This is a genomic window from Candidatus Sodalis pierantonius str. SOPE (assembly GCF_000517405.1).
Lineage (GTDB): Bacteria > Pseudomonadota > Gammaproteobacteria > Enterobacterales > Enterobacteriaceae > Sodalis_C > Sodalis_C pierantonii.
The window spans coordinates 2,862,258-2,887,060 of the sequence record NZ_CP006568.1; the positions used below are offsets into that span (position 1 = coordinate 2,862,258).

At 55.9% G+C, this 24,803-nt stretch carries 14 protein-coding genes and 5 pseudogenes; 12 read left to right on the forward strand and 7 right to left on the reverse strand.

The annotated features are described in order from the left end of the window. The first annotated feature begins 511 nt into the window (after positions 1 to 511). The 3 genes and pseudogenes from SOPEG_RS23125 to SOPEG_RS24965 all read left to right on the forward strand — a co-directional run bounded on the left by SOPEG_RS23125 (position 512) and on the right by SOPEG_RS24965 (position 4,925). A complete protein-coding gene (locus tag SOPEG_RS23125; RefSeq protein WP_025245881.1) occupies positions 512 to 1,525 on the forward strand; it encodes a pentapeptide repeat-containing protein in 1,014 nt (337 codons plus the stop codon). 1,240 nt (positions 1,526 to 2,765) lie between these two features. Further along, complete coding sequence (locus SOPEG_RS14485; RefSeq protein ID WP_148297092.1) at positions 2,766 to 3,938, forward strand: ISL3 family transposase; 1,173 nt, start codon at positions 2,766 to 2,768, stop codon at positions 3,936 to 3,938. Between the two features lie 60 nt (positions 3,939 to 3,998). Next, positions 3,999 to 4,925, forward strand: a pseudogene (locus SOPEG_RS24965) (IS5 family transposase). A 132-nt stretch (positions 4,926 to 5,057) separates the two neighbouring features. Here the strand turns inward: SOPEG_RS24965 and SOPEG_RS27660 are convergent. Both SOPEG_RS27660 and metJ read right to left on the reverse strand, forming a co-directional pair. Next, complete coding sequence (locus SOPEG_RS27660; RefSeq protein WP_158382418.1) at positions 5,058 to 5,390, reverse strand: hypothetical protein; 333 nt, start codon at positions 5,388 to 5,390, stop codon at positions 5,058 to 5,060. An 87-nt stretch (positions 5,391 to 5,477) separates the two neighbouring features. Then, positions 5,478 to 5,795 carry a met regulon transcriptional regulator MetJ gene (metJ, locus tag SOPEG_RS14495; protein ID WP_025245883.1) on the reverse strand — a complete coding sequence of 106 codons (318 nt, stop codon included), beginning with the start codon at positions 5,793 to 5,795 and terminating at the stop codon, positions 5,478 to 5,480. Positions 5,796 to 6,119: 324 nt separating this feature from the next. Here metJ and metB point away from each other — a divergent pair, with 324 nt between their 5' ends. From metB to metF, 3 genes and pseudogenes are all read left to right on the forward strand, one after another. Continuing rightward, positions 6,120 to 7,268 carry a cystathionine gamma-synthase gene (metB, locus tag SOPEG_RS14500; protein WP_025245884.1) on the forward strand — a complete coding sequence of 383 codons (1,149 nt, stop codon included), beginning with the start codon at positions 6,120 to 6,122 and terminating at the stop codon, positions 7,266 to 7,268. A 2-nt stretch (positions 7,269 to 7,270) separates the two neighbouring features. After that, positions 7,271 to 9,691 (forward strand): annotated as a pseudogene (locus tag SOPEG_RS14505) (bifunctional aspartate kinase/homoserine dehydrogenase II). A gap of 651 nt (positions 9,692 to 10,342) precedes the next feature. Beyond that, positions 10,343 to 11,265: pseudogene (gene metF, locus SOPEG_RS14510) on the forward strand (methylenetetrahydrofolate reductase). Between the two features lie 162 nt (positions 11,266 to 11,427). Here metF and ppc read toward each other — a convergent pair. Together ppc and argE are read right to left on the reverse strand one after the other, a co-directional pair. Beyond that, positions 11,428 to 14,071: pseudogene (gene ppc, locus SOPEG_RS14515) on the reverse strand (phosphoenolpyruvate carboxylase). A 252-nt stretch (positions 14,072 to 14,323) separates the two neighbouring features. Continuing rightward, the gene (argE, locus tag SOPEG_RS14520; protein ID WP_025245885.1) at positions 14,324 to 15,472 is read right to left on the reverse strand and encodes an acetylornithine deacetylase; all 1,149 of its coding nucleotides are present in this window, start codon (positions 15,470 to 15,472) and stop codon (positions 14,324 to 14,326) included. Positions 15,473 to 15,663: 191 nt separating this feature from the next. Between argE and argC the strand changes: the two genes are divergently transcribed. The 3 genes from argC (at position 15,664) to argH (ending at position 18,971) form a co-directional block, all read left to right on the forward strand. Next, complete coding sequence (gene argC, locus SOPEG_RS14525) at positions 15,664 to 16,668, forward strand: N-acetyl-gamma-glutamyl-phosphate reductase (protein ID WP_025245886.1); 1,005 nt, start codon at positions 15,664 to 15,666, stop codon at positions 16,666 to 16,668. 20 nt (positions 16,669 to 16,688) lie between these two features. Beyond that, positions 16,689 to 17,465, forward strand: a complete 777-nt coding sequence (gene argB, locus SOPEG_RS14530) for an acetylglutamate kinase (RefSeq protein ID WP_025245887.1) — start codon at positions 16,689 to 16,691, stop codon at positions 17,463 to 17,465. A gap of 132 nt (positions 17,466 to 17,597) precedes the next feature. After that, on the forward strand, positions 17,598 to 18,971 hold the full coding sequence (gene argH, locus SOPEG_RS14535; RefSeq protein ID WP_025245888.1) for an argininosuccinate lyase: 1,374 nt from the start codon (positions 17,598 to 17,600) through the stop codon (positions 18,969 to 18,971). A gap of 71 nt (positions 18,972 to 19,042) precedes the next feature. On the opposite strand, the gene SOPEG_RS14540 is transcribed toward argH, so the two are convergent. Continuing rightward, a complete protein-coding gene (locus tag SOPEG_RS14540; protein ID WP_025245889.1) occupies positions 19,043 to 19,777 on the reverse strand; it encodes a glutathione peroxidase in 735 nt (244 codons plus the stop codon). Positions 19,778 to 19,920: 143 nt separating this feature from the next. Here SOPEG_RS14540 and oxyR point away from each other — a divergent pair, with 143 nt between their 5' ends. Beyond that, positions 19,921 to 20,838 carry a DNA-binding transcriptional regulator OxyR gene (gene oxyR / locus SOPEG_RS14545; RefSeq protein ID WP_025245890.1) on the forward strand — a complete coding sequence of 306 codons (918 nt, stop codon included), beginning with the start codon at positions 19,921 to 19,923 and terminating at the stop codon, positions 20,836 to 20,838. On the opposite strand, the gene sthA is transcribed toward oxyR, so the two are convergent. Further along, the gene (gene sthA, locus SOPEG_RS14550; RefSeq protein WP_025245891.1) at positions 20,821 to 22,218 is read right to left on the reverse strand and encodes a Si-specific NAD(P)(+) transhydrogenase; all 1,398 of its coding nucleotides are present in this window, start codon (positions 22,216 to 22,218) and stop codon (positions 20,821 to 20,823) included. The two genes, oxyR and sthA, sit on opposite strands and share 18 nt — an antisense overlap. Before the next feature lie 244 nt (positions 22,219 to 22,462). Here sthA and fabR point away from each other — a divergent pair, with 244 nt between their 5' ends. Further along, positions 22,463 to 23,107, forward strand: coding sequence for an HTH-type transcriptional repressor FabR (fabR, locus tag SOPEG_RS14555; protein WP_025245892.1), 645 nt, complete (start codon positions 22,463 to 22,465; stop codon positions 23,105 to 23,107). Positions 23,108 to 23,110: 3 nt separating this feature from the next. Then, positions 23,111 to 23,350 (forward strand): annotated as a pseudogene (locus SOPEG_RS14560) (DUF1422 family protein); the annotation flags it as partial. A 128-nt stretch (positions 23,351 to 23,478) separates the two neighbouring features. On the opposite strand, the gene trmA reads toward SOPEG_RS14560, so the two are convergent. After that, positions 23,479 to 24,591 (reverse strand): tRNA (uridine(54)-C5)-methyltransferase TrmA, encoded by a 1,113-nt coding sequence (trmA, locus tag SOPEG_RS14565; RefSeq protein WP_025245894.1) that lies wholly within the window; start codon positions 24,589 to 24,591, stop codon positions 23,479 to 23,481. Positions 24,592 to 24,803: the final 212 nt, after the last annotated feature.

Here is a 24,803-nt window from a genome sequence, read left to right on the forward strand (position 1 = left end):
CGCATTTTTCATGGCGATAAATCAGTAGGGTCCAATAGGGTCTCTTTTGAAATCTATCTGCGCCATAGCGATACTCGAGGATTAATTCCTTAATCAGCGCGCGCGAATCGCCTATGGATAAATAAGGCGTTCACCTTATTACCGCAGTTCCAAAAAAACACCAAAACAATCTGCCCTCCTTACACCGGAAGGGTGGCATAAATATGATGCTCACCAATAATGGCGCTGTTCAATCTCAATAATGGTGACGTGGTGATTTAATTTAGCCTGTGCTGATAGATATAACCGACTATGACAAGTTTAAGCCAAGAAAAGATTGATTTTTAACCGGCACCGGCGCATGCAGATCAATGCACAGGAAATAGCTTAAATTAATTCATTGTTATGCTGCAGAATCATGAATTAACGATGCGCTGAGAGGCAACGTGATTCTGCAAGTCTTAAATTTATAGCACTCTTCCTATATTCGCCCCGTCAGCTCAATACACACACCCTAGACATAGAGGCTGGTATGATTGCAATTAATACGTCCATCAATAACACCTTGACATTTGCTTGTGCCGCAGGCATTGGCTCAGCGCATGCCGTGAAAGATGCCATAACGCCGTCAGGTATTTTCCAGCATATTTTGGATCTTTTGACATTTGGCGGTATACGTCGAGGAAAGGAAAATGTGTACACGATAATGATGGATAAAATGGCCGAAGCGTTGGATGGCACAGATATCACCGAGCCTAAGGCTATCACCTTACATGATGTCATGGGGTGTGAAGTCTCATTTAAACTTCCGCCTATGGGCAGCGATGATACCAAAGTGACGGTGGAAGTACGAGAAGGAGGTCATTTAATAGGTCATGACATTGATATCCAGGCATACCACAAAGTATGCCGGACATTATTGCTCAGAAAAGAGTTACAGCTTGCGCAAGACCCCGTTATTTTGACTGATAAGGGTAAGATGAACCTTACCGGCGTTAACCTGGCACAGGCTGATTTAGCCGGTATTGACCTGTCCGATGCTGATCTTTCCCATGCGAATCTCATCCGGGCCAACTTAGCGGGCGCAAACTCAGAGGGCGCCAACTTGACAGGCGCCAGGCTGATTCGTGCCAATTTGAGTGGCACCGACCTCACCGGGGCTAACCTAAATGAAGCAGATTTAAACCGTGCTGATTTGATTGAAGCCGACCTGTGCAATGCTACCTTGGCCGAGGCTGACTTAACCGATGCTAACCTGACCGGGGCTGAATTGGTCAGCGCTAATCTGACGGAGGCTACTTTTTTTCGAGCCCGACTGAATCACGCTGACCTGACTCGGGTCAATTTGTCTTATGCTAATCTGGTCCAGGCCAATCTTACCGGTGCCGACCTTATCGATGCCGATTTGACCTTCGCTAAACTTATCGGTAGTCATTTAACGGACGCGGATTTTACCGGTGTCAATTTGAGCTTCGCTGACCTGAGCCAGGTAGATCTTAACTATATCGATCTTAGCAAAGCAAAACTGCCCGGTGCCAGAATGTAGACAATTAATGGCTGTATACATAACAAACGCTGTGGTTAAAGATCTTAACATTGCCCGTTGCGATCTTTTTGATCGCTGCAAACGTGACGTTTCGCAGAGCCTTAGGCGTGAATCATCTCTTTATCGTCTGGGACGCTGTTTTGGCAGGAAATAAACCCTATGGCGTTAGCACTATGTGACGAACGCGTCATAGGTCTCCTGCTCTATCATCCGATTATATCGCTGCATAAATAACTATATGGAGCGATTGGTCGAATTTATTGAAATAATGACCTTGGTTATGATCTGTAGAGGAAAGCGATAGATGATTGACATCTAGTGTCGTGACATATAGACAATTCGGGCGCGGCCGAGATGAAATTTATCAAGAGCATAAAGCAAGGTATAAATTTTCTTGAATTCTTGGCCGCTGTACGGCGCTTCACGCGCCACGGTAAACATGCGTCGCGAAAATAGCGGGTGACAGTGTATGGCTGAGTAATAATCTAAGATCGTAAACGGCGATTCGCTACGCATCTTAAGCGATGAAAAGACATGTTGTCGCTAATAGAGAACCGTTGTCGCCCCTATTGCCGCCTGCTATATGTGAGATGTGCTAAAGTTTTGTCCCACGGGCGACGCCGTGCTCTCTCATTGACTATTTATCTATTATCTTATAACGGTCATCTCGTTTACCCGTCGGGCAGTTGGAGATAATGCTAATCGGTGAGTCAGGCCACGGCGGTTAGCCGTCTCGGGTTTGAACATCGCCGCCTACCCGCAGGGTTAAAATAGTTTCATGCGAACATGCCATAGGGTAGTGGTGGATGTAGGCACAAAGAAAAAAAAGAAGATAGCGATAGAGCCACCCCGCGAGTACGCTGGCTGAGGGAAAGGGTACGCCCAGCCCAGGCTTTGATTATCGCTCAGTCAAGTTGACTTCGTCCAAGCGCGGCTAGCGCCGATTCCGCGGAGCGCTCGCGGCAGCCAAATCCAAGATGCGGGCCGTTGTGATAGGCGGCACCTGCTTGGCGCACTCTGGGGTGGTAAAGGCTAGCGTATTGGTTGACGCTTCGTCAGACTCTCTACCGCGCGGTGCGCGGGAGGGGTTAAGACGCCAATGACCTTCGTTGCTGCCGGTTAACGCGCGCGGTGGTCCTGTGCGCCTTGTCAGGTTTGCTCGCTGTTAATATTCGGGTCTTCCCCTGTTGTGGTGGCTAAGGGCATTATGATGGCAGTCATGATTTTTGAGGAGTCTGCCATGGACGAAAAGTCCCTCTATGCCCATATCCTTAACCTGTCCGCACCGTGGCAGGTACAATCCCTTTCTCTTGATGAAAAATCTGGATCAGTGACGGTAATTGTCGGCATTGCCGAGCACACACAACTGGCCTGCCCAACCTGTGGTAAATCCTGCTCCATACATGATCACCGGCGTCGTAAATGGCGTCACCTCGATACCTGTCAGTTCACCACGCTGGTTGAGGCTGATGTCCCCCGCGTTGACTGCCCCGAGCACGGTTGCCAGACACTGCCTGTTCCCTGGGCAGGGTCAGGCAGCCGCTACACCTTGTTGTTCGAAGCCTTTGTTCTTTCATGGCTGAAAGTCAGCACCGTGGATGCTGTCAGAAAGCAGCTCAAACTCAGTTGGAATGCCGTTGACGGCATCATGATGCGCGCAGTCAAACTAGGCTTGGCCCGGATAAAACAACCCTTATCCGCCCGTCACCTCTGCGTGGATGAAGTCGGGTTCAAAAAAGGACACCAGTACGTCACCGTTATCTCTGACAGGCAGGGACGCGCTTTGCAACTGACCGACAACCGCGGTGTAGAAAGCCTTGCCAGTTATCTGCGCAGCCTGAGAGATCACCAGCTTGATGAGATAAAAACGCTGTCTATGGACATGAACATGGCCTATATCAGTGCAGCCCGCATCCATCTCCCCAATGCCGTCGATAAAATCGCTTTCGATCACTTCCATGTGGCAAAAATGTTGTGCGCCGTCGTTGATAAAACCCGTCAGGCTGAGATGAAACAGATCCCGTCGTCAGACAGGAAAGACGCCCACCGCTCACGCTATCTATGGTTTTACAGCAAACAAAATCGCCTCGGGTGCTGGGCAGAGAGGTTAGAAGTTGCCCGGCTGGTGTTACCCCAAACGAGCCAGTGCTGGGTAATGAAAGAGCTTGCTCGCGATCTGTGGCACCGCCGCTATGACAATCATAGCCGTAAGCTGTGGCAGGAATGGATGGCGATGGCTAAAGACACCGGCATACCGCTCATGGCCAGCATTGCCCGCATGGTGACAAAACGCCTTTACGGCATTCTGAATGCAATGAAAAACCGGGTATCAAATGGGAATGCGGAGTCCCTGAACAGCAAAATACGGCTGCTTAGGATCAAGTCACGGGGCTTCAGGGGCTTTGTTGAATAAATCGAACTTTTAGGTGACTGGCGGCTTTGATCACTACATTCGTTTCAACATCAGGTCCCCATGGCAAAGAAAAAGTTTAAAATCATCAACTGGCCCGCATATAACAATGCGCTCAGGCAGCGGGGGGGGACCTGACAGTATGGCTTGATGAGTCAGCCATTGCTGCATGGACTGAGAGTACACCACCTGAACATCGTGGCCGGCCGTTTCACTACACCGATATGGCCATTACCACGGTTCTGATGATAAAGCGCGTGTTTAACCTTTCGCTCCGGGCGTTACAGGGTTTCGTTGACTCGATTTTTAAACTGATGGGGCTGTCGCTGCGCTGCCCAGATTACTCCTCTGGTCAACCGGCGAGCAAAAACCGTCGACATCAGCATAAAAACGCCAACCCGCGACGAAATCTCACACCTGGTCATCGATGGCACCGGCTTGAAAGTCTTCGGCGAAGGCGAATGGAAAGTCAGGCAGCATGGGGCTGAGAGGCGCAAAGTATGGCGCAAGCTTCATCTGGCAGTAGATAGCGTGACACATGAAATTATCTGTGCCGATTTATCGCTAAGCGGTACGACAGATGCGCAGGCGCTGCCCGGGCTGATTAACCAAACCCACCGGAAAATCAGGGAAGCGTCGGCTGACAGTGCTTACGATACGCGTTACTGTCATGATGCTCTGCTGAGGAAAAAAATAAAGCCGCTTATCCCACCGCGAAGTGGTGCGCAATATTGGCCAGCTCGATACCATGAGCGTAACCATGCGGTGGCAAATCAGCATCTGAGCGGCAATAACGATACCTGGAAAAAGAAAGTAGGTTATCACCGGCGTTCACTGGCTGAAACGGCCATGTTCCGGTTTAAACACTTCTGGGTGGTCATCTGAGTCTGCATGACTATGACGCGCAGGTAGCAGGTAGGTGAGGCAATGGTTAAAGCACTTAACCGGATCACACTGTTAGGAATGCCAAACAGCGTCCGCATCATGTAACAATCGCCCTGATAGGGAGGAAGTCGTCACAAATTTCGGATTTATTCAACAAAGCGAGCTTCAGGAACAAAGAACGTTTCAAGCTGGGCGTAATGTTCCACTATGGGAAACTAAATATGAATTTTTGAGCAATCATTTAAGGGAGTTATAAAATTTTTTTTGCTGGTGATGTTGTATTCGCTCGTCATTCTCCTTTTCTTTTTCCTTTTGCCACATATTGCTGCATCCCGGATCGCTAGGGGTAAGACAATATTGAGTTTTATCAACTTGAGACTCACTTTTCTCCCAAGATAATTTTGGCGTTACCTCTGGTGACAGTGAATAGTCTTTCTTATCAGTGTTATACATCATATTTGGTGAGGCCGATGCTGCAACACCATGAAGCAGTAAGATAAATGGGGCATATGCATATTTTTTTAAGCATGACATGAACGTTATTCCTTTAAACGTAAATACGTTTGACATCCATATAGAAGTCCAAGTTCCAGCTAAAAGAATAAGTAAAGTAAAAATGCAGAACTGTCGATTGAGCCACCACAACAGGGGAAGACCCTAATATTCCCAAGTCTCGGGGTCTATCCCCATTTCGCGCATCATCTCTTTCGCCACTTCGGGGATTTCGTCGTTTCGCTCTTTACGCAAATCGTGGTCGTCCGGTAGCGGTTGGCCGGTGAACGCATGCAAAAACGCTTCACACAGCAGTTCGCTGTTGGTGGCGTGGCGCAGGTTGTTGACCTGACGCCGGGTTCTTTCGTCGGTCAGAATCTTCAGAACCTTCAGCGGAATGGATACCGTTATCTTTTTGACCTGTTCGCTTTTTTTACCATGTTCAGCATAAGGGCTGACATATTCACCTTTCCATTCCGCCATGGGATACCTTAATGTCTCAACGAATGAATATAAATTGCAGAAAGTTCGCTAATTATGCCGTATATGCGGGAAACGCTCTACTTAATGCCGGCTAAATTTGCTGTTTATCACCATTTCCTATCGTTTCGCACTCGACCCCGCCCTTCGCCTACGTTACAACAGATGAAATGGATTTTAACTGTTCAATTCAGCATAATTTTAGCGGTTATTGTTGCTGTGCTCAATCTATACGCAAAGAAGTTTAGATGTCTAGATGTATTGACGTCTATCTTTGCGTGGTTTACTCTTTCACCTCACTTTTAGCATTTGTCAGGATGCGACACCATGACGCGCAAGCAGGCCACTATCGCAGTTCGCAGCGGGTTGAATAACGACGAGCAATTCGGCTGTGTTGTTCCGCCGATCACCCTCTCGAGTACCTATAATTTTACCGACTTCAACCAGCCGCGCGCCCACGACTACTCCCGCCGCGGTAACCCGACGCGCGATGTGGTGCAGCGGGCGCTAGCGGAGCTGGAGGGCGGTGCGGGCGCGGTAATGACCAGCAGCGGAATGTCGGCCATTCATTTGGTGTGCACGGTCTTTCTCAAACCCGGCGATCTGTTGGTGGCGCCCCATGATTGCTATGGCGGCAGCTATCGGCTGTTTGAAAGTCAAAGCAGGCGCGGCGCCTATCGGGTGCAGTTCGTCGATCAGGCAAACCCGCAGGCGCTGGCCGCCAAGTCGAAGCTGGTATTGATCGAAACGCCCAGTAACCCGCTATTGCGGGTGGTGGATATCGCCGCTATCTGCCGCGATGCGCACCAGGCGGGCGCCTTATGCGTGGTGGATAACACCTTTATGAGTCCGGCGCTACAACAGCCGCTGGCGCTGGGCGCCGATCTGGTTGTGCATTCCTGCACCAAATATCTCAACGGGCATTCCGATGTGGTGGCGGGCGCGGTGATTGCCAACGAGGCGGACGTCGCCACCGAATTGGCCTGGTGGGACAACAATATCGGCGTTACCGGCAGCGCGTTTGACAGCTATCTGCTGTTGCGCGGAATACGTACCCTGACGCCGCGCATACGGCAACAGCAAAGTAATGCCCAAGCTATCGTCGCCTATTTACAGCAACATCCGCAGGTGAAAAAGTTGTATTATCCCGGCCTGCCGGAGAATCCCGGCCACGCCATCGCCTGCCGCCAGCAAAGCGGCTTTGGCGCGATGCTCAGTTTTGAACTGGACGGCGACGAAACCACGCTGCGCCGGTTTTTGGCCGCGCTGGAGCTGTTTACCCTGGCCGAATCGCTGGGGGGCGTGGAGAGCCTTATCTCCCACGCCGCGACCATGACGCATGCGGGAATGGCCGCCGAGGCGCGCGTGCGCGCCGGTATTGGCGAAACGCTGCTGCGGGTGTCGGTCGGGATCGAAGAGAGCGAAGATTTAATTGCCGATCTGGAACAGGCTTTCCAGGCGGCGCTACAGAGATAAGCATGAGTCCACTAGTAAGCGCGGACAGCCCGATTGGCCGTCAATTGCATAAATTTGGCGGCAGTAGCCTCGCTGACGTGAAATGCTACCAGCGGGTGGCAGGGATTATGGCCGAATACAGCCAGCCTGGCGATCTGATGGTGGTTTCCGCGGCGGGCAGCACCACCAACCAGCTGATAAGCTGGTTGACGCTGAGCCAAAGCGATCGCCTGTCCGCCCATCAGGTGCAGCAGAATTTGCGACGCTAGACGCTATCAAAGCGAGCTTATCAACGGTTTGCTGCCCCCCCACGGATGCCGAAGGGTTGCTTGTCGCGACCTGGAGCGGTTGGCGGCACTGCTTGAGGCCCTATCACCGACGCGGTTTACGCCGAGGTGGTTGGGCACGGTGAAATCTGGTCGGCGCTGCTCAGCCAGCTTGACATGGAGGCGCAGTGGCTGGACGCACGCGATTTTCTCCGTGCCGAACGCGCCGCCCAGCCCCAGGTAGATGAAGGGCGTTCCTGGCCGCTGTTGCAGCAGTTGCTGACCCAGCATCCCACCAAACGGCTGGTGGTGACGGGCTTTATCTGCCGCAACCAGGCGGGTGAAACGGTGTTGTTGGGCCGTAACGGCAGCGATTACTCCGCCACCCAAATTGGCGCGCTGGCCAGTGTCGCCCGCGTCACTATCTGGAGCGATGTGTGGCCGGCGTTTACAGCGCCGATCCGCGCAAGGTAAAGGATGCCTGCCTACTGCCGCTGCTGCGCTTGGATGAGGCCAGCGAGCTGGCGCGTCTCGCGGCGCCGGTTCTGCACGCCCGCACCCTGCAGCCGGTATCGGCTAGCGATATCGATTTACTGCTGCGCTGTAGCTATCAGCCGGAGCAAGTCTCCACGCGCATTGAGCGGGTATTGGCCTCCGGTACCGGCGCGAAAATCGTCACCAGTCATGATGACGTCTGCCCGATTGAACTCACCATCCCGCCGCAGCACGACTTCGCGCTGGCCCATAAAGAGATGGAGCTGGTACTAAAACGCGCCCAGATCAAACCGCTGGCGGTAGGGGTGCACCGCGACCGGCGTTTGCTGCAGCTGTGCTACACCTCTGAGGTCGCCGGTAGCGCGCTGCATAGCCTTGAACAGGCCGGTTTGCCGGCGCATTTACAACTGCGCGAAGGGGTGGCGCTGGTGGGCGCCGGCGTGGCGAAAAATCCGCTGCACAGCCACCGTTTCTATCAGCAGCTGAAGTATCAACCTATCGAATTCTTTTGGCAGGCCGAGGACGGCATCAGTCTGGTGGCGGTACTGCGCGTCGGGCCTACCGAGCATGTTATACAGGGGCTGCACACCTCGCTGTTTCGCGCCGAAAAACGTATCGGCCTGATGCTGTTCGGCAAAGGCAATATTGGCTCCCGCTGGCTGGAGCTTTTTGCCCGCGAGCAAAAAAACCTGTCGGCGCGCACCGGCTTTGAATTCATTCTTAGCGGCGTGGTAGACAGTCAGCGCAGCCTGCTTAGCTACGACGGGTTGGATGCCAGCCGGGCGCTGGCCTTTTTCAACGACGAGGCGACGTTTACGGAGCCGGAAGATCTATTTTTGTGGATGCGCGCCCACCCGTATGACGATCTGGTCGTGCTGGATGTGACCGCCAGCGAAGCCGTTGCTGATCAGTATCTGGATTTCGCCAGCTACGGCTTCCACGTCATCAGCGCCAACAAATTGGCGGGCGCGTCGGGCGGCGACAACTATCGTCAGGTGCGCGACGCCTTCGCCAAAACCGGTCGCCACTGGCTTTACAACGCGACAGTGGGCGCCGACCTGCCGGTGAACCATACGGTGCGGGATTTACTGGACAGCGGCGACAGCATCCTCTCCATCAGCGGTATCTTCTCCGGCACCCTGTCCTGGCTGTTTTTGCAGTTTGACGGCAGCGGGCCCTTTACCGAACTGGTGGAGCAAGCCTGGCAGCAGGGACTGACGGAGCCGGATCCGCGCGTCGATCTTTCCGGTCAGGACGTCATGCGTAAACTGGTGATTTTGGCCCGCGAGGCGGGGTATGCTATCAAGCCTGATCAGGTGCGGGTCGAATCGCTGGTGGCCGCCCGGTCACGAAGCGGGGTCGGTAGATCACTTTCTTTGAAGAGGGCGGCGAGGCGCTTAACGAACACATGCTGCAGCGGCTGGAAGCGGCGAAGGAAATGGGGCTGGTGCTGCGCTATATTGCATTGCGCGCTTCGAGGCTAACGGCAAGGCGCGGGTCGGCGTGGAGGCGGTGCGGCGGGAACACCCGATGGCCTCATTGCTGCCTTGCGACAATGTTTTCGCTATCGAGAGCCGCTGGTACCGTGATAACCCGCTGGTTATCCGCGGGCCCGGCGCCGGGCGGGATGTGACGGCCGGGGCTATTCAGTCGGATCTAAACCGCCTGGCGCAATTGCTCTAAGCGCGCAGCGGCGGGCCGTCCGAGGCAGCGGAACGCAACGAGAAACGGCGGGCGTGGCCGGCGCTGTACGTCGTTCATACCCTTCAGATAGGGATGTTCGGGTGCAGCCTAAACGGCGCGCCAGTGCAGCAGGAGATGTGCGGGGCTAGCGGTTCTCGCGGCAATCGGGGGCCGCTAGCGCATCTGGCTTGTTACATTACCGCCGTAATGCCCTGTGGTGCGTTATACCCCGACCGCTCCGTCGCTTTGACCCCAGATGTGAGTCGTGCGTTTTACACCCTATCCCCAAGTCGTCTCGACGGCAAAGCCACCCATCGTCATGCCGTGCGCACTCTCGCCAAGAACCCACAATGTGGTATCGCGCATTTTCCATGGTTGCCGCTGCCTAGGGTGCCGCCGCTCAGGCCCGTTTGCACCGTGCCGCGCTTGCGCCCGTTTCCTCCTTGCGCCCCATCGCTGTAATCGATTCACCCCCGCCGCGGGCAAATTGAAATTAATTCACGCGCCTTGAATATTACTCGCCTCCTGCAACAATGAATTGATTGACGAACATCGCGAATTCAGTCATTTTCTATTTAGACGTCTAAACGTATAGACGCTTATCTGTGGCGGGCTTTTCGCCCCCCCTACATTGTGTCATGAGGTATAAGTATGAGCTTCTTTCACGCCAATCAGCGGGAAGCGTTGAATCAGAATCTGGCTGAACTGCAGGGTCAGATAAACGTCTCTTTTGAGTTTTTTCCGCCCCGCACCAGCGAGATGGAACAGACCCTCTGGCAATCTATCGACCGGCTGAGCGAATTGAAACCGACTTTTGTCTCGGTGACGTACGGTGCGAACTCCGGTGAACGCGAGCGTACCCACAGCATTATCAAAGATATTAAGGAGCGCACCGGTTTGGATGCCGCGCCGCATTTGACCTGTATCGACGCCTCGCCGCACGAGCTGCAGGCGATTGCACAGGACTACTGGCGCAGCGGGATCCGCCATATTGTGGCGTTACGGGGCGATTTGCTGCCCGGCAGCGGCGACCGGCGATGTACGGCGCTGATTTAGTCGCGCTGCTCAAAAAGGTGGGCGATTTCGATATTTCCGTGGCGGCTTATCCGGAGGTGCATCCAGAAGCTAAAAGCGCCCAGTCGGATCTCAGCAATCTAAAAAAGAAAGTGGATGCGGGCGCCAGTCGGGCAATCACCCAGTTCTTTTTCGATGTGGAAAGTTATCTGCGTTTTCGCGATCGTTGTGTGGCCGCCGGGATTGATACGGAAATTGTGCCGTGCATTCTGCCGGTTTCCAATTTTCGCCAGCTGCAACGCTTCGCTTCCCTAACGAATGTGAAAGTGCCCAATTGGTTGACCGCCATGTTCGACGGGCTGGATCACGATCTGGAAACGCGCAAGATGGTGGGGGCCTCCATCGCCATGGACATGGTAAAAATTCTCAGCCGGGAAGGGGTGAAGGATTTTCATTTTTACACCCTGAACCGCGCCGAGCTCACCTATGCCATCTGCCATACGCTGGGGGTGCGCCCGGAGATCAAGGCTGCCCCTGCGGCCAATCGGGCCGCAGGTTAGTTACGGGGCCGGCCAGGCGTTTATGACATTCGCGGGAGGTAAAGCCCGCTACGACGCTAAAGGACGGCACTTCATCCTGACGCCCACCGCGCGCCTTCCTGCGACGGCGGCGGCACCTCCTCTGGCGCAAGCCGTCTCCCGCCGCCGGCGCATTGCCGTTGCTCAGCCGGTGTTACGCATGCCCGCCGCGACCCCGGCAATGGTGACCATGAGCGCCCTGTTCCACCCGCGCATCGGGCTGCTCCTGCTGCCGTGAACGATGCAGCAGCTCAGCCTGCAGCACGTTCAGCGGATCGGTATAAACATTGCGCAAGGCGATGGATTCTGCGATCCACGGTAAATCGGCCATAAGATGATCATCGTTGGAAATCGTCAGCACCACGTTGATGTCGTCAGCCAACTGCTGACGCAACTGTTTACCCAGCGGCCACAGCGATTCTTCGACCAGCCGCTGATCGTAATATTCGGCCAACCACAGGTCACTTTTGGCGAAAACCATTTCCAGCATGCCGATCCTCGTGGAGAAAAACGGCCAGTCGCGGCACATGGTTTCCAATTGGTCTTGCTTACCGGATTCCACGGCTTTCTGCAGCGCCGCGCCGGCGCCCAGCCAGGCCGGCAGCATCAGGCGGTTTTGCGTCCAGGCGAAGATCCAGGGAATGGCGCGCAGGCTTTCGACGCCCCCGGAGGGCCTGCGTTTGGCCGGCCGAGAGCCGAGCGGTAATTTGCCTAGCTCCAGCTCCGGCGTCGCCGAGCGGAAATAAGGAACGAAATCCGGGTTTTCGCGCACGTAGCCGCGATACATATCGCAAGAGACCGCCGACAGCTCCTCCATCAGCGCGTGCCACTCCTGGCGCGGCTCCGGCGGCGGCGGCAGATTGGCTTCGAGGATGGTGCCGGTGTACAGCGCCAGACTGCTGATAGCGACTTCCGGCAGACCGTATTTGAAGCGAATCATCTCGCCCTGCTCGGTCACGCGCAGGCCGCCTTTCAGGCTGCCGGGCGGTTGCGAGAGCAGCGCGGCATGGGCCGGCGCGCCGCCGCGGCCGATGGAGCCGCCGCGTCCATGAAACAGCGTAAGATTGATGCCTGCCTTATCGCAGGTTTTGATCAACGCGTCCTGCGCGCGGTATTGCGCCCAGGAGGCGGTCATCACGCCGGCATCTTTGGCGGAATCGGAATAGCCAATCATCACCATCTGCTTGCCCTGAATGATACCGCGATACCAATCGATATTAAGCAGCTCGGTCATGACCCGATCGGCGTTATTCAAATCGTCCAGGGTTTCAAACAGCGGCGCCACCGGTAAGGTATAATCACAGCCCGCTTCTTTCAGCAGTAAATGTACCGCCAGGACGTCCGAAGGCGTGCGCGCCATGGAAATCACATAGGCGGCCACCGACCCCTGGGTCGCGTCGGCAATCACCCGGCACGTATCGAGCACTTCGGTGGTCTCTTCGCTCAGCTGCCAGCGCCGGGGCAGCAGCGGTCGCCGAGAATTGAGCTCGCGAATCAAGAATGCCTGCTTATCGGTCTCCGACCAACTGGCATAATCTCCCAGCCCCAAATAGCGGGTAATTTCGCTCAAAGCTTCAGTATGGCGGGTACTTTCCTGGCGCACATCGATGCGCACTAATTGAATACCGAAGCATTTGATCCGCCGCAGCGTATCCAGCAGCTGACCGCGGGCGATAATCGTCATGCCGCAGGCGCGCAGCGACTGATAACAGGCGAAAAGCGGTTCCCAAAGTTGATCGTTGGTTTCCAGTAAATCCGGCGGCGCCGCGCGATGTTCACCACGCAGCTGTGCCGCCAGCCAGTCCTGGGTACTGAGCAGCTGCGCGCGTAGTCGCTTCATTAGCCGGCGATAAGGCTCTTGCTCCTCTTCGCCGCCCCCGGCCAGCGCGCGCAACTCGGGGGTGCATTCCCCCATCGACAGCTCCGAGACCAGCACCTGTATGTCGCGCATAAAAAGATCCACCGCTTTCCAGCGGCTGAGTAGCAGCACGCGGCGGGTGATGTCGGCGGTAACATTCGGGTTGCCGTCGCGGTCTCCACCCATCCAGGAAGTGAAGGTGACCGGGACATTTTCTACCGGTAGTTTATAGCCGAAAACCTTTTCCAGTTGTTCATTGAGCTCGCGTAAATAGCGCGGTACTCCATCCCAAAGGCTATTTTCCACCACCGCGAAACCCCAGCGGGCTTCATCCACCGGCGTTGGGCGGTGTTTACGGATTTCGTCGGTATGCCAATATTGGGCGATCAATTGGCGCAGGCGGCGCATGATCTGCTTGTGTTCATACTCCGCCAGATCGTTGTGATCCAATTGTTTCAGACAGTTATTCACCTCGACCAGCATGTGTATCAGGGTGCGGCGGGTAATTTCGGTGGGGTGCGCGGTAAGGACCAATTCAATCGACAGGGATTCCACCGCGGCGCGAATCGCTTTTTCATTTAGTTCAGGGTGGTTTTTCAACCGGGTGAAGACTTTGCCCAGGCCTTCAGGATTATTAGCCGCTTCGCCATGGGGGGATATAGAATGAAATTGCTCAGCGGTATTGGCTAGATTAAGAAATTGGCTGAAGGCGCGCGCCACCGGCAGCAGCTCATCATTGGAAAGGTTTTGCAGGGTGGAAAGTAATTGCTGGCGATGCTTTTCATTGCCGGCCCGGGACGATTTGGACAGCTTGCGGATGGTTTCGACCTTTTCCAGGATATTTTTTCCCATCGCATCTTTAATCGTGTCGCCCAGAAGCTTCCCGAGCATACTAACGTTGCTTCGCATTGCCGAATATTGTTCGTTCATATGGACCCTGATTGGACTCTTTGAAAATTCATTTCACCGGATGGCGTAAATTGTTTGCCATTATCTAGCCACGTATCGCAAGGTTCGTCAATTGCCAACATTTCACGACAAAAATCCTCACATTCGCGGCAATTCGCGAAATTTAATTACACCTATCAATTATAAGAATATCTTATTCATTCAGGCGGTATTTTCTGCGCAAAGGGTGTTTTCCACGCGCGACGATGCTGGCGTGGAAAGCGTGTTACTCATTCAGTGATGGCAAAAATGCTGAACAATCTGCGTGATCAATTCCCAGGTGGGTTTGATGAATGCCGTGTCGATAAATTCATCGGGCTGATGCGCCTGATTGATAGAGCCGGGACCGAGCACCAGGGTGGGACATAACGCCTGAATAAACGGGGCCTCGGTGCAATAGTTGACCACCTCGGTCTCTACCCCCAGCAGTTTTTCCACCACTTGCACCAGCGGCGCATCCACCGGGCATTCATAGCCTGGGATGGGCGGATGCAGCGCCGACACCGTAATACGGCCCGGCCAGCGTTCGCTGACGGGCGCCAGCGCCTCGGTCATCAGCTCCTCCAGATCGCCGAGCGTTAGGCCGGGCAGCGGACGAATATCCATATGCAATTCACAGCAGCCGCAGATGCGGTTAGCCGCATCGCCGCCGTGAATATGACCAAAATTCATGGTGGGGTAAGGAATGACAAAGGCCGGATGGTGATAGCGCGTCTGTAGCGAATCACGCAGGAGCTTGAGCTGAGAGATGGCCTCATGCATCACTTCGATGGCGTTAACGCCGCGGGCGGGATCGCTTGAGTGCCCGGATTGCCCCATCACGGTGACCGCGTTGGACAAATGGCCTTTATGGGCGCGTACCGGCGTCAGGGAGGTCGGTTCGCCGATAATGGCGCAATCCGGCCTTAATTGACTGCTGCGGGCGAAATAACTGGCGCCGGCCATTGAGGTTTCTTCATCCGCCGTCGCCAGCACGTAGAGCGGTTTTTTCAGCGTGGCAGCATCGATATCCCGCAGGCTATCGAGCACGAAAGCGAAGAACCCTTTCATATCCGCAGTACCCAGGCCGTAAAGCTTATTGTCGTGCTCGGTCAGGACAAAAGGATCCCGCGTCCAGCGGCCATCGTCGAACGGGACCGTATCGCTGTGGCCCGTTAATAATAATCCCCCCGGCTCGCTGCCTATGCTTGCCAACATGTTAAACTTGTTGCGTGTCTCCGGCACCGGCTGGACTTCAACCTGAAACCCCAGATCGCGGAACCAGCCCGCCAGCAAAGTGATTAACGCCTCATTACTTTGGTCCAGAGCGGCGTCGGTGGCGCTGATGGACGGCGTGGCAATAAGCGCACGGTAGAGCTCAATAAAAGGGGGTATTTTTATCATCGTAGTTGACAGCCTTTGCTTTGGATAGTATCAATATTCATGCAATAATTGTGAATAAAAATACTTAACGTCGAGCGTGATGTAAACGGGTTTCTACCAGACTACTACGTTTGACCTCGCGGGTGAACAGCGGATTGGCGCTGAATCGCCCAACTCCCGTTTCGATAAGGTTAAGAAGGCAAACAAATTCCATGCTGAATATGCTGATTGTCGGCGCCAGCGGTTACACGGGCGCCGAGCTCGCGCTCTACCTGGCCCGCCACCCGCAGATGAATCTTGCCGCGCTGACGGTTTCCGCGCAGAGCGCCGACGCCGGCAAATTGCTCTCCGAGCTGCATCCGCAGTTAAAAGGCATTGTTGATTTGCCGCTGCAGCCGATGGACGATGTCAGCACATGGGCGAAGTGCGCCGATGTGGTGTTTCTCGCCACCGCCCATGAAGTAAGCCATACGATGGCACCGCAGTTTCTGGCGGCCGGCGGCGTGGTGATTGATCTTTCCGGCGCCTACCGCGTCAATCAGGCAGACTTTTATACGCAATATTACGGGTTCGAGCACCAGCACGCTGACTGGCTGGACCGGGCCGTATACGGTCTGGCGGAGTGGCAGGAAGAGGCGATAAAAACCGCTCAGCTGATAGCGGTGCCCGGCTGTTATCCCACCGCCTCGCAGCTGGCGCTTAAACCGCTGGTCGCAGGGGGGTTGCTTAACGGCGAACAATGGCCGGTGATAAATGCGGTCAGCGGCGTCAGTGGTGCCGGCCGCAAGGCAACGCTCGGCAATAGTTTCTGCGAAGTCAGTCTGCAGCCTTACGGTATCTTCACCCATCGCCACCAGCCGGAAATCGCCAGCCATTTGGGTATCCCGGTGATTTTCACGCCGCATTTGGGCAATTTTGCCCGCGGCATCCTGGCGACCATTACCTGTCGGCTGCGGCCTGGCGTGACCCAGGCGGCAGTCGCGGCCAGTTTCCATCAGGCCTATGACGACGAGCCGCTGGTGCGGCTTTACGATCAGGGCGTGCCGGCGCTCAAAGCGGTAGTGGGCACGCCGTTTTGCGATATTGGTTTTAAAATGCAGGGCGAACATCTGATCGTGGTGGCCGCCGAGGATAATCTGCTCAAGGGAGCAGCGGCGCAGGCGGTGCAGTGCGCCAATATCCGTTTTGGTTATGCGCAGACGCAGGCGCTTTGGTAAGGGCAAGTGAGGCCAACAGCATAATGAATCCATTGATTATCAAACTGGGCGGCGTATTGCTGGACAGCGACGAGGCGCTGGAGCGTTTATTTACCGCGCTCGATAGTTACCGCGCCGAGCACCAGCGCCCCTTGCTTATCGTCCACGGCGGGGGTTGCCTGGTGGACGAGTTGATGCATAAACTTTCCCTGCCGGTGGTAAAGAAAAACGGTCTGCGGGTGACGCCTACGGATCAGATTGCGATTATTACCGGCGCGCTGGCCGGCACCGCGAATAAGACGTTGTTGGCGTGGGCGAAGAAACACGCCATTAATGGGGTAGGGCTGTGCCTGGGGGACGGCGACAGCGTGAGCGTGACGCCGCTTGACCCGGCGCTGGGCCATGTCGGCCATGCGCATCCCGGTTCACCGGCGCTGCTGACCACGCTCTTGGACGCGGGCTATTTGCCCGTCATCAATTCTATCGGGATCACCGCCGATGGCGCATTGATGAACGTTAACGCCGATCAGGCGGCGACCGCGTTGGCCGCCACCCTGGGCGCGGATCTGATCCTGCTGTCCGACGTCAGCGGGATCCTCGACGGCAAAGGCCAGCGCATTGCGGAAATGACGGCGCAGAAAGCCGAACAGCTGATCGAACAGGGGATCATCACCGACGGTATGATAGTGAAGGTCAATGCCGCGCTCGATGCGGCACGTACGCTGGGCAGGCCGGTGGATATCGCCAGCTGGCGTCACGCCGAGCAGCTGCCGGCGTTGTTCAACGGCGTTGCCATCGGCACCCGCATATTGGCCTGATTCTCGGCACCGCCGGCCGCTTCGGTCGCCGGCCGGTTTGATATTACCCTCTTACGGCGCGGCATGAGGCCGTGCCCTCACATTGCCCGCGCGCGACGGCGCGGGTCAGCATGGTTTTCAGGAGAGCAGGTTATGGCACTTTGGGGCGGACGGTTCAGTCAGGCGGCGGATCAACGTTTTAAATCTTTTAACGACTCGCTGCGGTTCGATTATCGCCTGGCCGAGCAGGATATTGTCGGCTCCGTGGCCTGGTCCCGCGCGCTGGTCACCGTTGGGGTATTGAGCGAAACGGAACAACAGCAGCTGGAAGACGCCCTGAACGTCACCCTGGAAGAAGTGCGCGCAGCGCCGCAGGCCATCCTCGCCAGCGATGCGGAAGATATTCACAGCTGGGTTGAGCAGCGCTTGATTGAGAAGGTGGGCGACTTGGGCAAGAAGCTGCATACCGGGCGCAGCCGCAACGACCAGGTGGCGACGGATCTGAAGCTGTGGTGCAAAACGCAAGTCGCCGAGCTGCTTGGCGCAATTCGCCAATTGCAACAGGCGCTGGTGCTCACCGCCGAGGCCAATCAGGACGTCGTGATGCCCGGCTATACCCATTTACAGCGCGCGCAACCGGTCACCTTCGGTCATTGGTGTCTGGCCTACGGCGAGATGCTGTCCCGCGACGAAAGCCGCCTGCGCGACACATTAACACGGCTGGACGTCAGCCCGCTCGGCGCCGGTGCGTTAGCCGGCACCGCTTACGCTATCGATCGCGATCGGCTGGCCGGCTGGCTGGGTTTCGCTGGCGCCACCCGCAACAGCCTGGATAGCGTTTCCGATCGCGATCACGTTCTGGAGTTGTTGTCGGACGCGGCCATCGGCATGGTACATCTTTCCCGTTTTGCCGAAGATCTCATCTTCTTTAACACCGGCGAGACGGGCTTCATCGAGTTATCGGATCGCGTCACCTCCGGTTCGTCGCTGATGCCGCAGAAGAAAAACCCCGATGCGCTGGAGCTTATCCGCGGTAAATGCGGCCGGGTACAGGGCGCGCTGACCGCTATGTTGATGACGCTCAAGGGGTTGCCGCTGGCCTATAACAAGGACATGCAGGAAGATAAAGAGGGGTTGTTCGACGCGCTGGATACCTGGCTTGACTGCCTGCACATGGCGGCGCTGATACTCGATGGCATCCAGCTGAAATCGCCGCGCTGCCGTGAAGCGGCGCAGCAGGGCTATGCCAACGCCACCGAACTGGCGGATTATCTGGTGGCGCTGGGTATTCCCTTTCGCGAGGCGCACCATATCGTCGGTGAGGCGGTAGTGGAGGCGATTCGCCAGGGGCTGCCCCTGGAGGCGCTGCCGCTGGCGCAATTGCAGGCCTTCAGTCCGGTGATAGGCGATGATGTCTATCCGGTATTGGCGCTAACGTCATGCCTGGCGCAGCGTAAGGCGAAAGGCGGCGTGGCGCAGGAACAGATCGCGCAGGCTATCGCCGAGGCGAAACAGCGTCTGGCGTGACGTGAGCGGCTCTGCGACCGGGGCAAAAATGAACGTCCCGCGGCGCTGCCGCTTAGACGTGGGTTGCGCGCCTACGTCTGTTCCAGAAACGCCGCCAGCTCTTCGCTGCCGCCAATATGTTTGCCGCCGATAAACACCTGCGGCACCGTAGCGCGTCCCGTGACCGCGCGCAGGCTGACAGAGGTGGCGTCTTTCCCGAGTAAAATTTCCTCGAATGGCATACCGCGTTCGACCAGCATCTGCTTGGCCCTGGCGCAAAACGGGCAGCCGGGTTTGGTAAATAACGACACCGACGCCTGCACCTGACATCCCGGCGCCAGATAACATAGCATCGTATCGGCGTCGGACACTTCAAACGGATCGCCGGATTTGTCCGGCTCGATGAACATCTTTTCCACTACGCCGTCGCGCACCAGCATGGAGTAGCGCCAAGAGCGGGTACCGAAGCCCAGCGCCGCCTTCTCCACCAGCATACCCATGCCGCGGGTGAATTCGCCGTTGCCGTCGGGAATGAATTGGATGTGGTCCGCATGCTGATCCGCTTTCCTGGCATTCATAACAAAAGCATCGTTAACGGAGAGGCAGACAATACTGTCCACGCCCTGCTGCGCAAACAGCCCCGCCAGCTCGTTATAACGCGGCAAATGACTGGAAGAGCAGGTCGGCGTGAACGCCCCCGGCAGTGAAAAAACGATTACCGTCTTATGGCTGAACAGTTCATCCGTTGACACATCCACCCATTGATCGTCCTGGCGGGTATGGAATATGACTTGCGGGACCCTCTTTCCTTCCTGACTATGGAACATAACTAACCTTATTAACGTGATGGATGAAGAACGGCGGCCTGAGCCTGCTGCGGAGATTATTATTGGTTTTAGCTATTGATAGGGCTAATCGTTGATTGCTATTCTATCTATCGACGCGGGCTATCGCGTCGACGGAGGACTTCATGAACATTCGCGATCTTGAGTATTTGGTGGCCTTGGCCGAGCATCGTCATTTCCGACGCGCCGCCTATTCCTGCCATGTTAGTCAGCCCACTCTCAGCGGACAGGTGCGCAAGCTGGAAGATGAATTGGGCGTGATGTTATTGGAACGAACCAGCCGTAAAGTGCTGTTTACCCAAGCCGGCCTGCTGCTGGTGGATCAGGCGCGTACGGTACTACGGGAAGTGAAAGTTCTGCGCGAGATGGCCAGCCAGCAGGGAGAATCCATGTCGGGGCCGCTGCATATCGGTCTTATCCCCACCGTGGGGCCCTACCTACTGCCGCATATTGTTCCGACGCTGCACCAGACCTTTCCCAAGCTGGAAATGTATTTGCACGAGTCACAAACCAGTCAGCTGTTGCAGCAGCTTGATAGCGGCAAGCTGGATTGCGCTATTTTGGCGCTGGTGAAAGAGTCGGAAGCGTTTATCGAGGTGCCGCTGTTCGATGAACCGATGCAGTTGGCTATCTATGCCGATCATCCCTGGGCCGATCGCGATCGGGTGCCGATGTCGGATCTTGCCGGCGAGCGGCTGCTGATGCTGGAAGACGGCCACTGTCTGCGCGACCAGGCGATGGGTTTCTGCTTCCAGGCCGGCGCCGACGAAGATACCCACTTTCGCGCCACCAGCCTGGAAACCCTGCGTAATATGGCGGCGGCGGGCAGCGGCATCACCCTGCTGCCCTCGCTGGCGGTACCGCGGGAGCGCAAACGGGATGGCGTTTGCTATCTCAATTGCTATAAACCAGAGCCCAAACGCACTATCGCGCTGGTGTACCGGCCCGGTTCACCGCTGCGCGCGCGTTATGAGCAACTGGCGGACTGTATCCGCAGCCATATGCAAGCCTACATGGGTACTGGCTTAAAACAGGCGGTTTAACCCGTTAAGCGCCGCAACCCGGTAAGCTTCCGCCATGGTGGGGTAATTGAAGGTCGTATTGACGAAATACTCGATGGTATTGCCTTCCCCCTTCTGCTCCATGATGGCTTGGCCGATATGAATAATTTCGGCGGCGCGCTCGCCAAAACAGTGAATGCCCAAAATCTGTTTCGTCTCGCGGTGGAATAACAGTTTTAGGCTGCCAACGTTCATGCCGACGATTTGCGCCCGCGCCAGATGTTTGAACTGCGCCTGTCCGACTTCATAGGGGACTTTCATTGCCGTAAGTTCTTGCTCGGTTTTACCGACAGAGCTGATTTCGGGGATGGTATAAATGCCGGTGGGAATATTTTCAATCAACTGCACGTTGGCTTGCCCTTTGATTATCACCTGGGCGGCGATACGGCCCTGATCGTAAGCCGCGGAGGCTAGGCTGGGATAGCCAATCACATCGCCGACCGCATAGATATGGCGGGCGGCGGTTTGATACATGCTGTTGACTTTAATCAGGCCGAGGCTGTCCGCTTCCAGCCCGACATTATCCAACTGAAGGGTGTCGGTATTGCCGGTGCGGCCGTTGGCGTAAAGCAGGCAATCGGCTTTCATGCGTTTACCGGAGCGAAAACGCACCTCAACACCGTCATCGAGCCCTTTGATTTCTTCGTATTCCTCATTGTGGCGGATAACCACGCCGTTTTCCCAGAAATGATAAGACAGGGCGTCGGACATCTCCTGGTCGAGGAACGCCAGCAGTCGATCGCGGGTGTTAATCAAATCTACCTTGACGTTCATGCCGCGAAAAATTGATGCGTACTCGCAGCCGATGACGCCGGCACCGTAAATAATAACATGGTGGGGATCGTGCTTTAAATCGAGGATAGAGTCGCTATCGTAAATACGCGCATGGTCAAAATCCACATCCTGGGGATGATAGGGGCACGAGCCGCAGGCGATGACGATATTTTCCGCGCTCAGGATTTCGGTGGTATTGTCGCCATAATGGATCTGCACCCGGTGTTCATCGACGAAGCTGGCCTCGCCGGTGAATATCTGACAGTGGTTGCGCTCGTAAAAGCCCTGGCGCATATGGGTTTGCTGCTTTATGACTTGATCGGCGTGACGCAGAATATCGGCGAAACCGGTATGGGGAAGGCGGGTATTGCCATGCAGCGGACTCTGGTTGACTTCAATAATCCGACTGACCGCCTGACGCAGCGCTTTGGAGGGAATGGTGCCCCAATGGGTGCAACCTCCGCCGACGTTGTCATAGCGCTCGATCATCGCGACGCGCGCGCCACGCTTGGTCAACCCCATGGCGGCGCCTTCGCCGCCCGGTCCGGAACCGATAATAATGGCATCGTAATCGTACTTTGGTTGCATAGCTGTCCCAACCTGATGAATACAAATTAACAACCTAATTGTAACATCAACGCCCGCATATCCCAATTGTCAACGTATCGGGTGGGTCGTAACAGCACGGATCGTCCTGTCAGCCCCCCCCCCCCCGGTCGCTGAGGGTGGCAAGGCATACGGGACGTTAAAATACACAGTTTGTATCAACGCTGTTGCAACAAATTTTGATATAGTTGTTTTTTTACGATTATTGCGAGGCTGGATGGTTTATATGGGCGTCAGAGCGCAACAAAAAGAGCGGACGCGGCGTTCGCTCATTGAGGCGGCATTCAGCCAGTTGAGCGCTGAACGCAGTTTCGCCAGCCTGAGCCTGCGTGAAGTTGCCCGCCAAGCCGGCATTGCGCCCACCTCGTTTTACCGCCATTTCCGCGATGTGGATGAGCTGGGGCTCACCATGGTGGACGAAAGCGGTCTGATGTTGCGCCAATTGATGCGCCAGGCGCGTCAGCGCATCGCCAAGGGGGGCAGCGTGATCCGCACCTCGGTGGCCACATTTATGGAATTTATCGGTAACAACCCCAATGCCTTCCGCCTGATGCTGCGCGAACGCTCCGGCACCTCCAGCGCCTTTCGCGCCGCGGTGGCGCGGGAAATCCAGCACTTTATTGCCGAGCTCGCCGATTATTTGGAAATTGAAAACCATATGCCGCGCAACTTTACCGAAGCGCAAGCGGAAGCGATGGTTATCATCGTTTTCAATGCCGGCGCCGAAGCGCTGGATGTCGATTTAGAGCAGCGCCGCCAACTGGAAGAGCGGCTGGTGCTGCAGTTGCGTATGATTTCCAAAGGGGCTTTTTATTGGTACCGTCGCGGACAGGAAAAAGCGCTGACCCTTACCCAGAATAATGACAGGTAACAGATGACCCAAAATCCCCTCGCAGAGAAAGGCACGCTGCTGTTGGCACTGATTGCGGGCCTGTCCCTTAACGGCAGTTTCACTGCGCTGTTTAGCGCCATTGTTCTGTTTTCCCTCTTTCCGTCGATCGCGCTGGCGCTATATTGCCTGCATCAGCGTTATCAACATCATGCGATGCCGCCGGGTTATCCCTTATTGGTGGCGGCGAATTTTCTGCTGGGCCTGTTGGTGTACAGCGCCATCGGCATGACCGCCCTGGCTGACGGTTAACGTTGCTCCGCTTGATGACGCGCGCGGGCGGCGCATGGTCTTGTAGGGATGTCCAGGCTTTGACTTCTGGTGTTAAGCGCCGGCGTGGCGTGCCGGCGGCGTTAACCCGTCGTAGCCTTGCGTACCAGCAACACGCCGCATTCCATATGATGGGTGTAGGGAAACTGGTCAAACAGCGCCAGCCGTTCAATACGGTGCGTGGCGGCAAGCGTGGTGAGGTTGCGGCACAGGGAGTCGGGATTACAGGAGATATACAGGATGCGCGGATAGGCCTGCACCATGCTCACCGTCTCATCGTCCAGCCCGTTGCGCGGCGGGTCGACAAAAATCGTTTCGCAACGGTAGCTGCGCAGATCAATCTCCTTCAAACGGGTGAATTCGCGTTCCCCCCGCATCGCCTGGGTAAATTCTTCCGCCGACATACGGATTATTTGTACGTTATCGATATGGTTGGCGGCGATATTGTACTGTGCCGCCTTCACCGACGGTTTGGCGATTTCGGTGGCCAGCACTTTGTCAAAATGACGCGCCAGCGCCAGGGAAAAATTGCCGTTGCCGCAGTAAAGCTCCAGCAAATCTCCCTGCGCGCCCTCGGTGGCCGCCAGCGCCCATTCCAGCATGTGAATATTGATATCGGCATTGGGCTGGGTAAAGCTGTTCTCAATCTGTCGGTAGATAAGCGTGCGGCCGGCGACGGTCAGGCGCTCGTCGACATAATCGCGATCCAGGCAGATTTTAGTCTTGTTGGCGCGGCCGATGAGCTGGATTTGGTACCCGCGGGCGCGCAATGCGTCGCGCAGGCGCGCGGCGCCATCGCGCCAGGCATCGTCCAGCGGTCGGTGATAAATGAGCGTGACGACCGCTTCACCGCTTAGCGTCGTGAGATAGTCTATTTGAAACAGTTTGGCGCGCAGCACCGGCTCAGGGCGTATGGCCGTCATCATCTCGGTCATTAGCGTATTGATGAGGGAACTGCCGGCCATGAAATGATCGATGCGGATCCGCGCTTTGGTCTGCTGATCGAACATGATGTGATAAAGATCGTCCTCATCATGCCAGATGCGGAACTCGGCCCGCATGCGATAATGCGCCGGCCGCGATCGGAAAATCTGCGCCTCGGGCGCCTGGAACGCCAGCATCATCTGCCGCAGACGGTTCGCTTTTTCCGTCAACTGGTGTTCATACTGGTCGAGGGGTAACGTCTGTGGCGTCATGGTCGTTTCCTGCTAATTGGGCGGTATTGACCGCTTTTGCCCGGGATTGTAGGGAATAAACCGTTAATGTCCAGTTTTGTCGCGTGTAAGTGTCCTGGCGCATTTGTTCCCTGGACACTTTTATCGCCGGAACGGTAGGATTATGGGCCGGCTCAAGACGCTGCCGGTTTTCCGCCGTCTCCTCCAGGGTCCGCCGCAGGCGGCCAGCACCT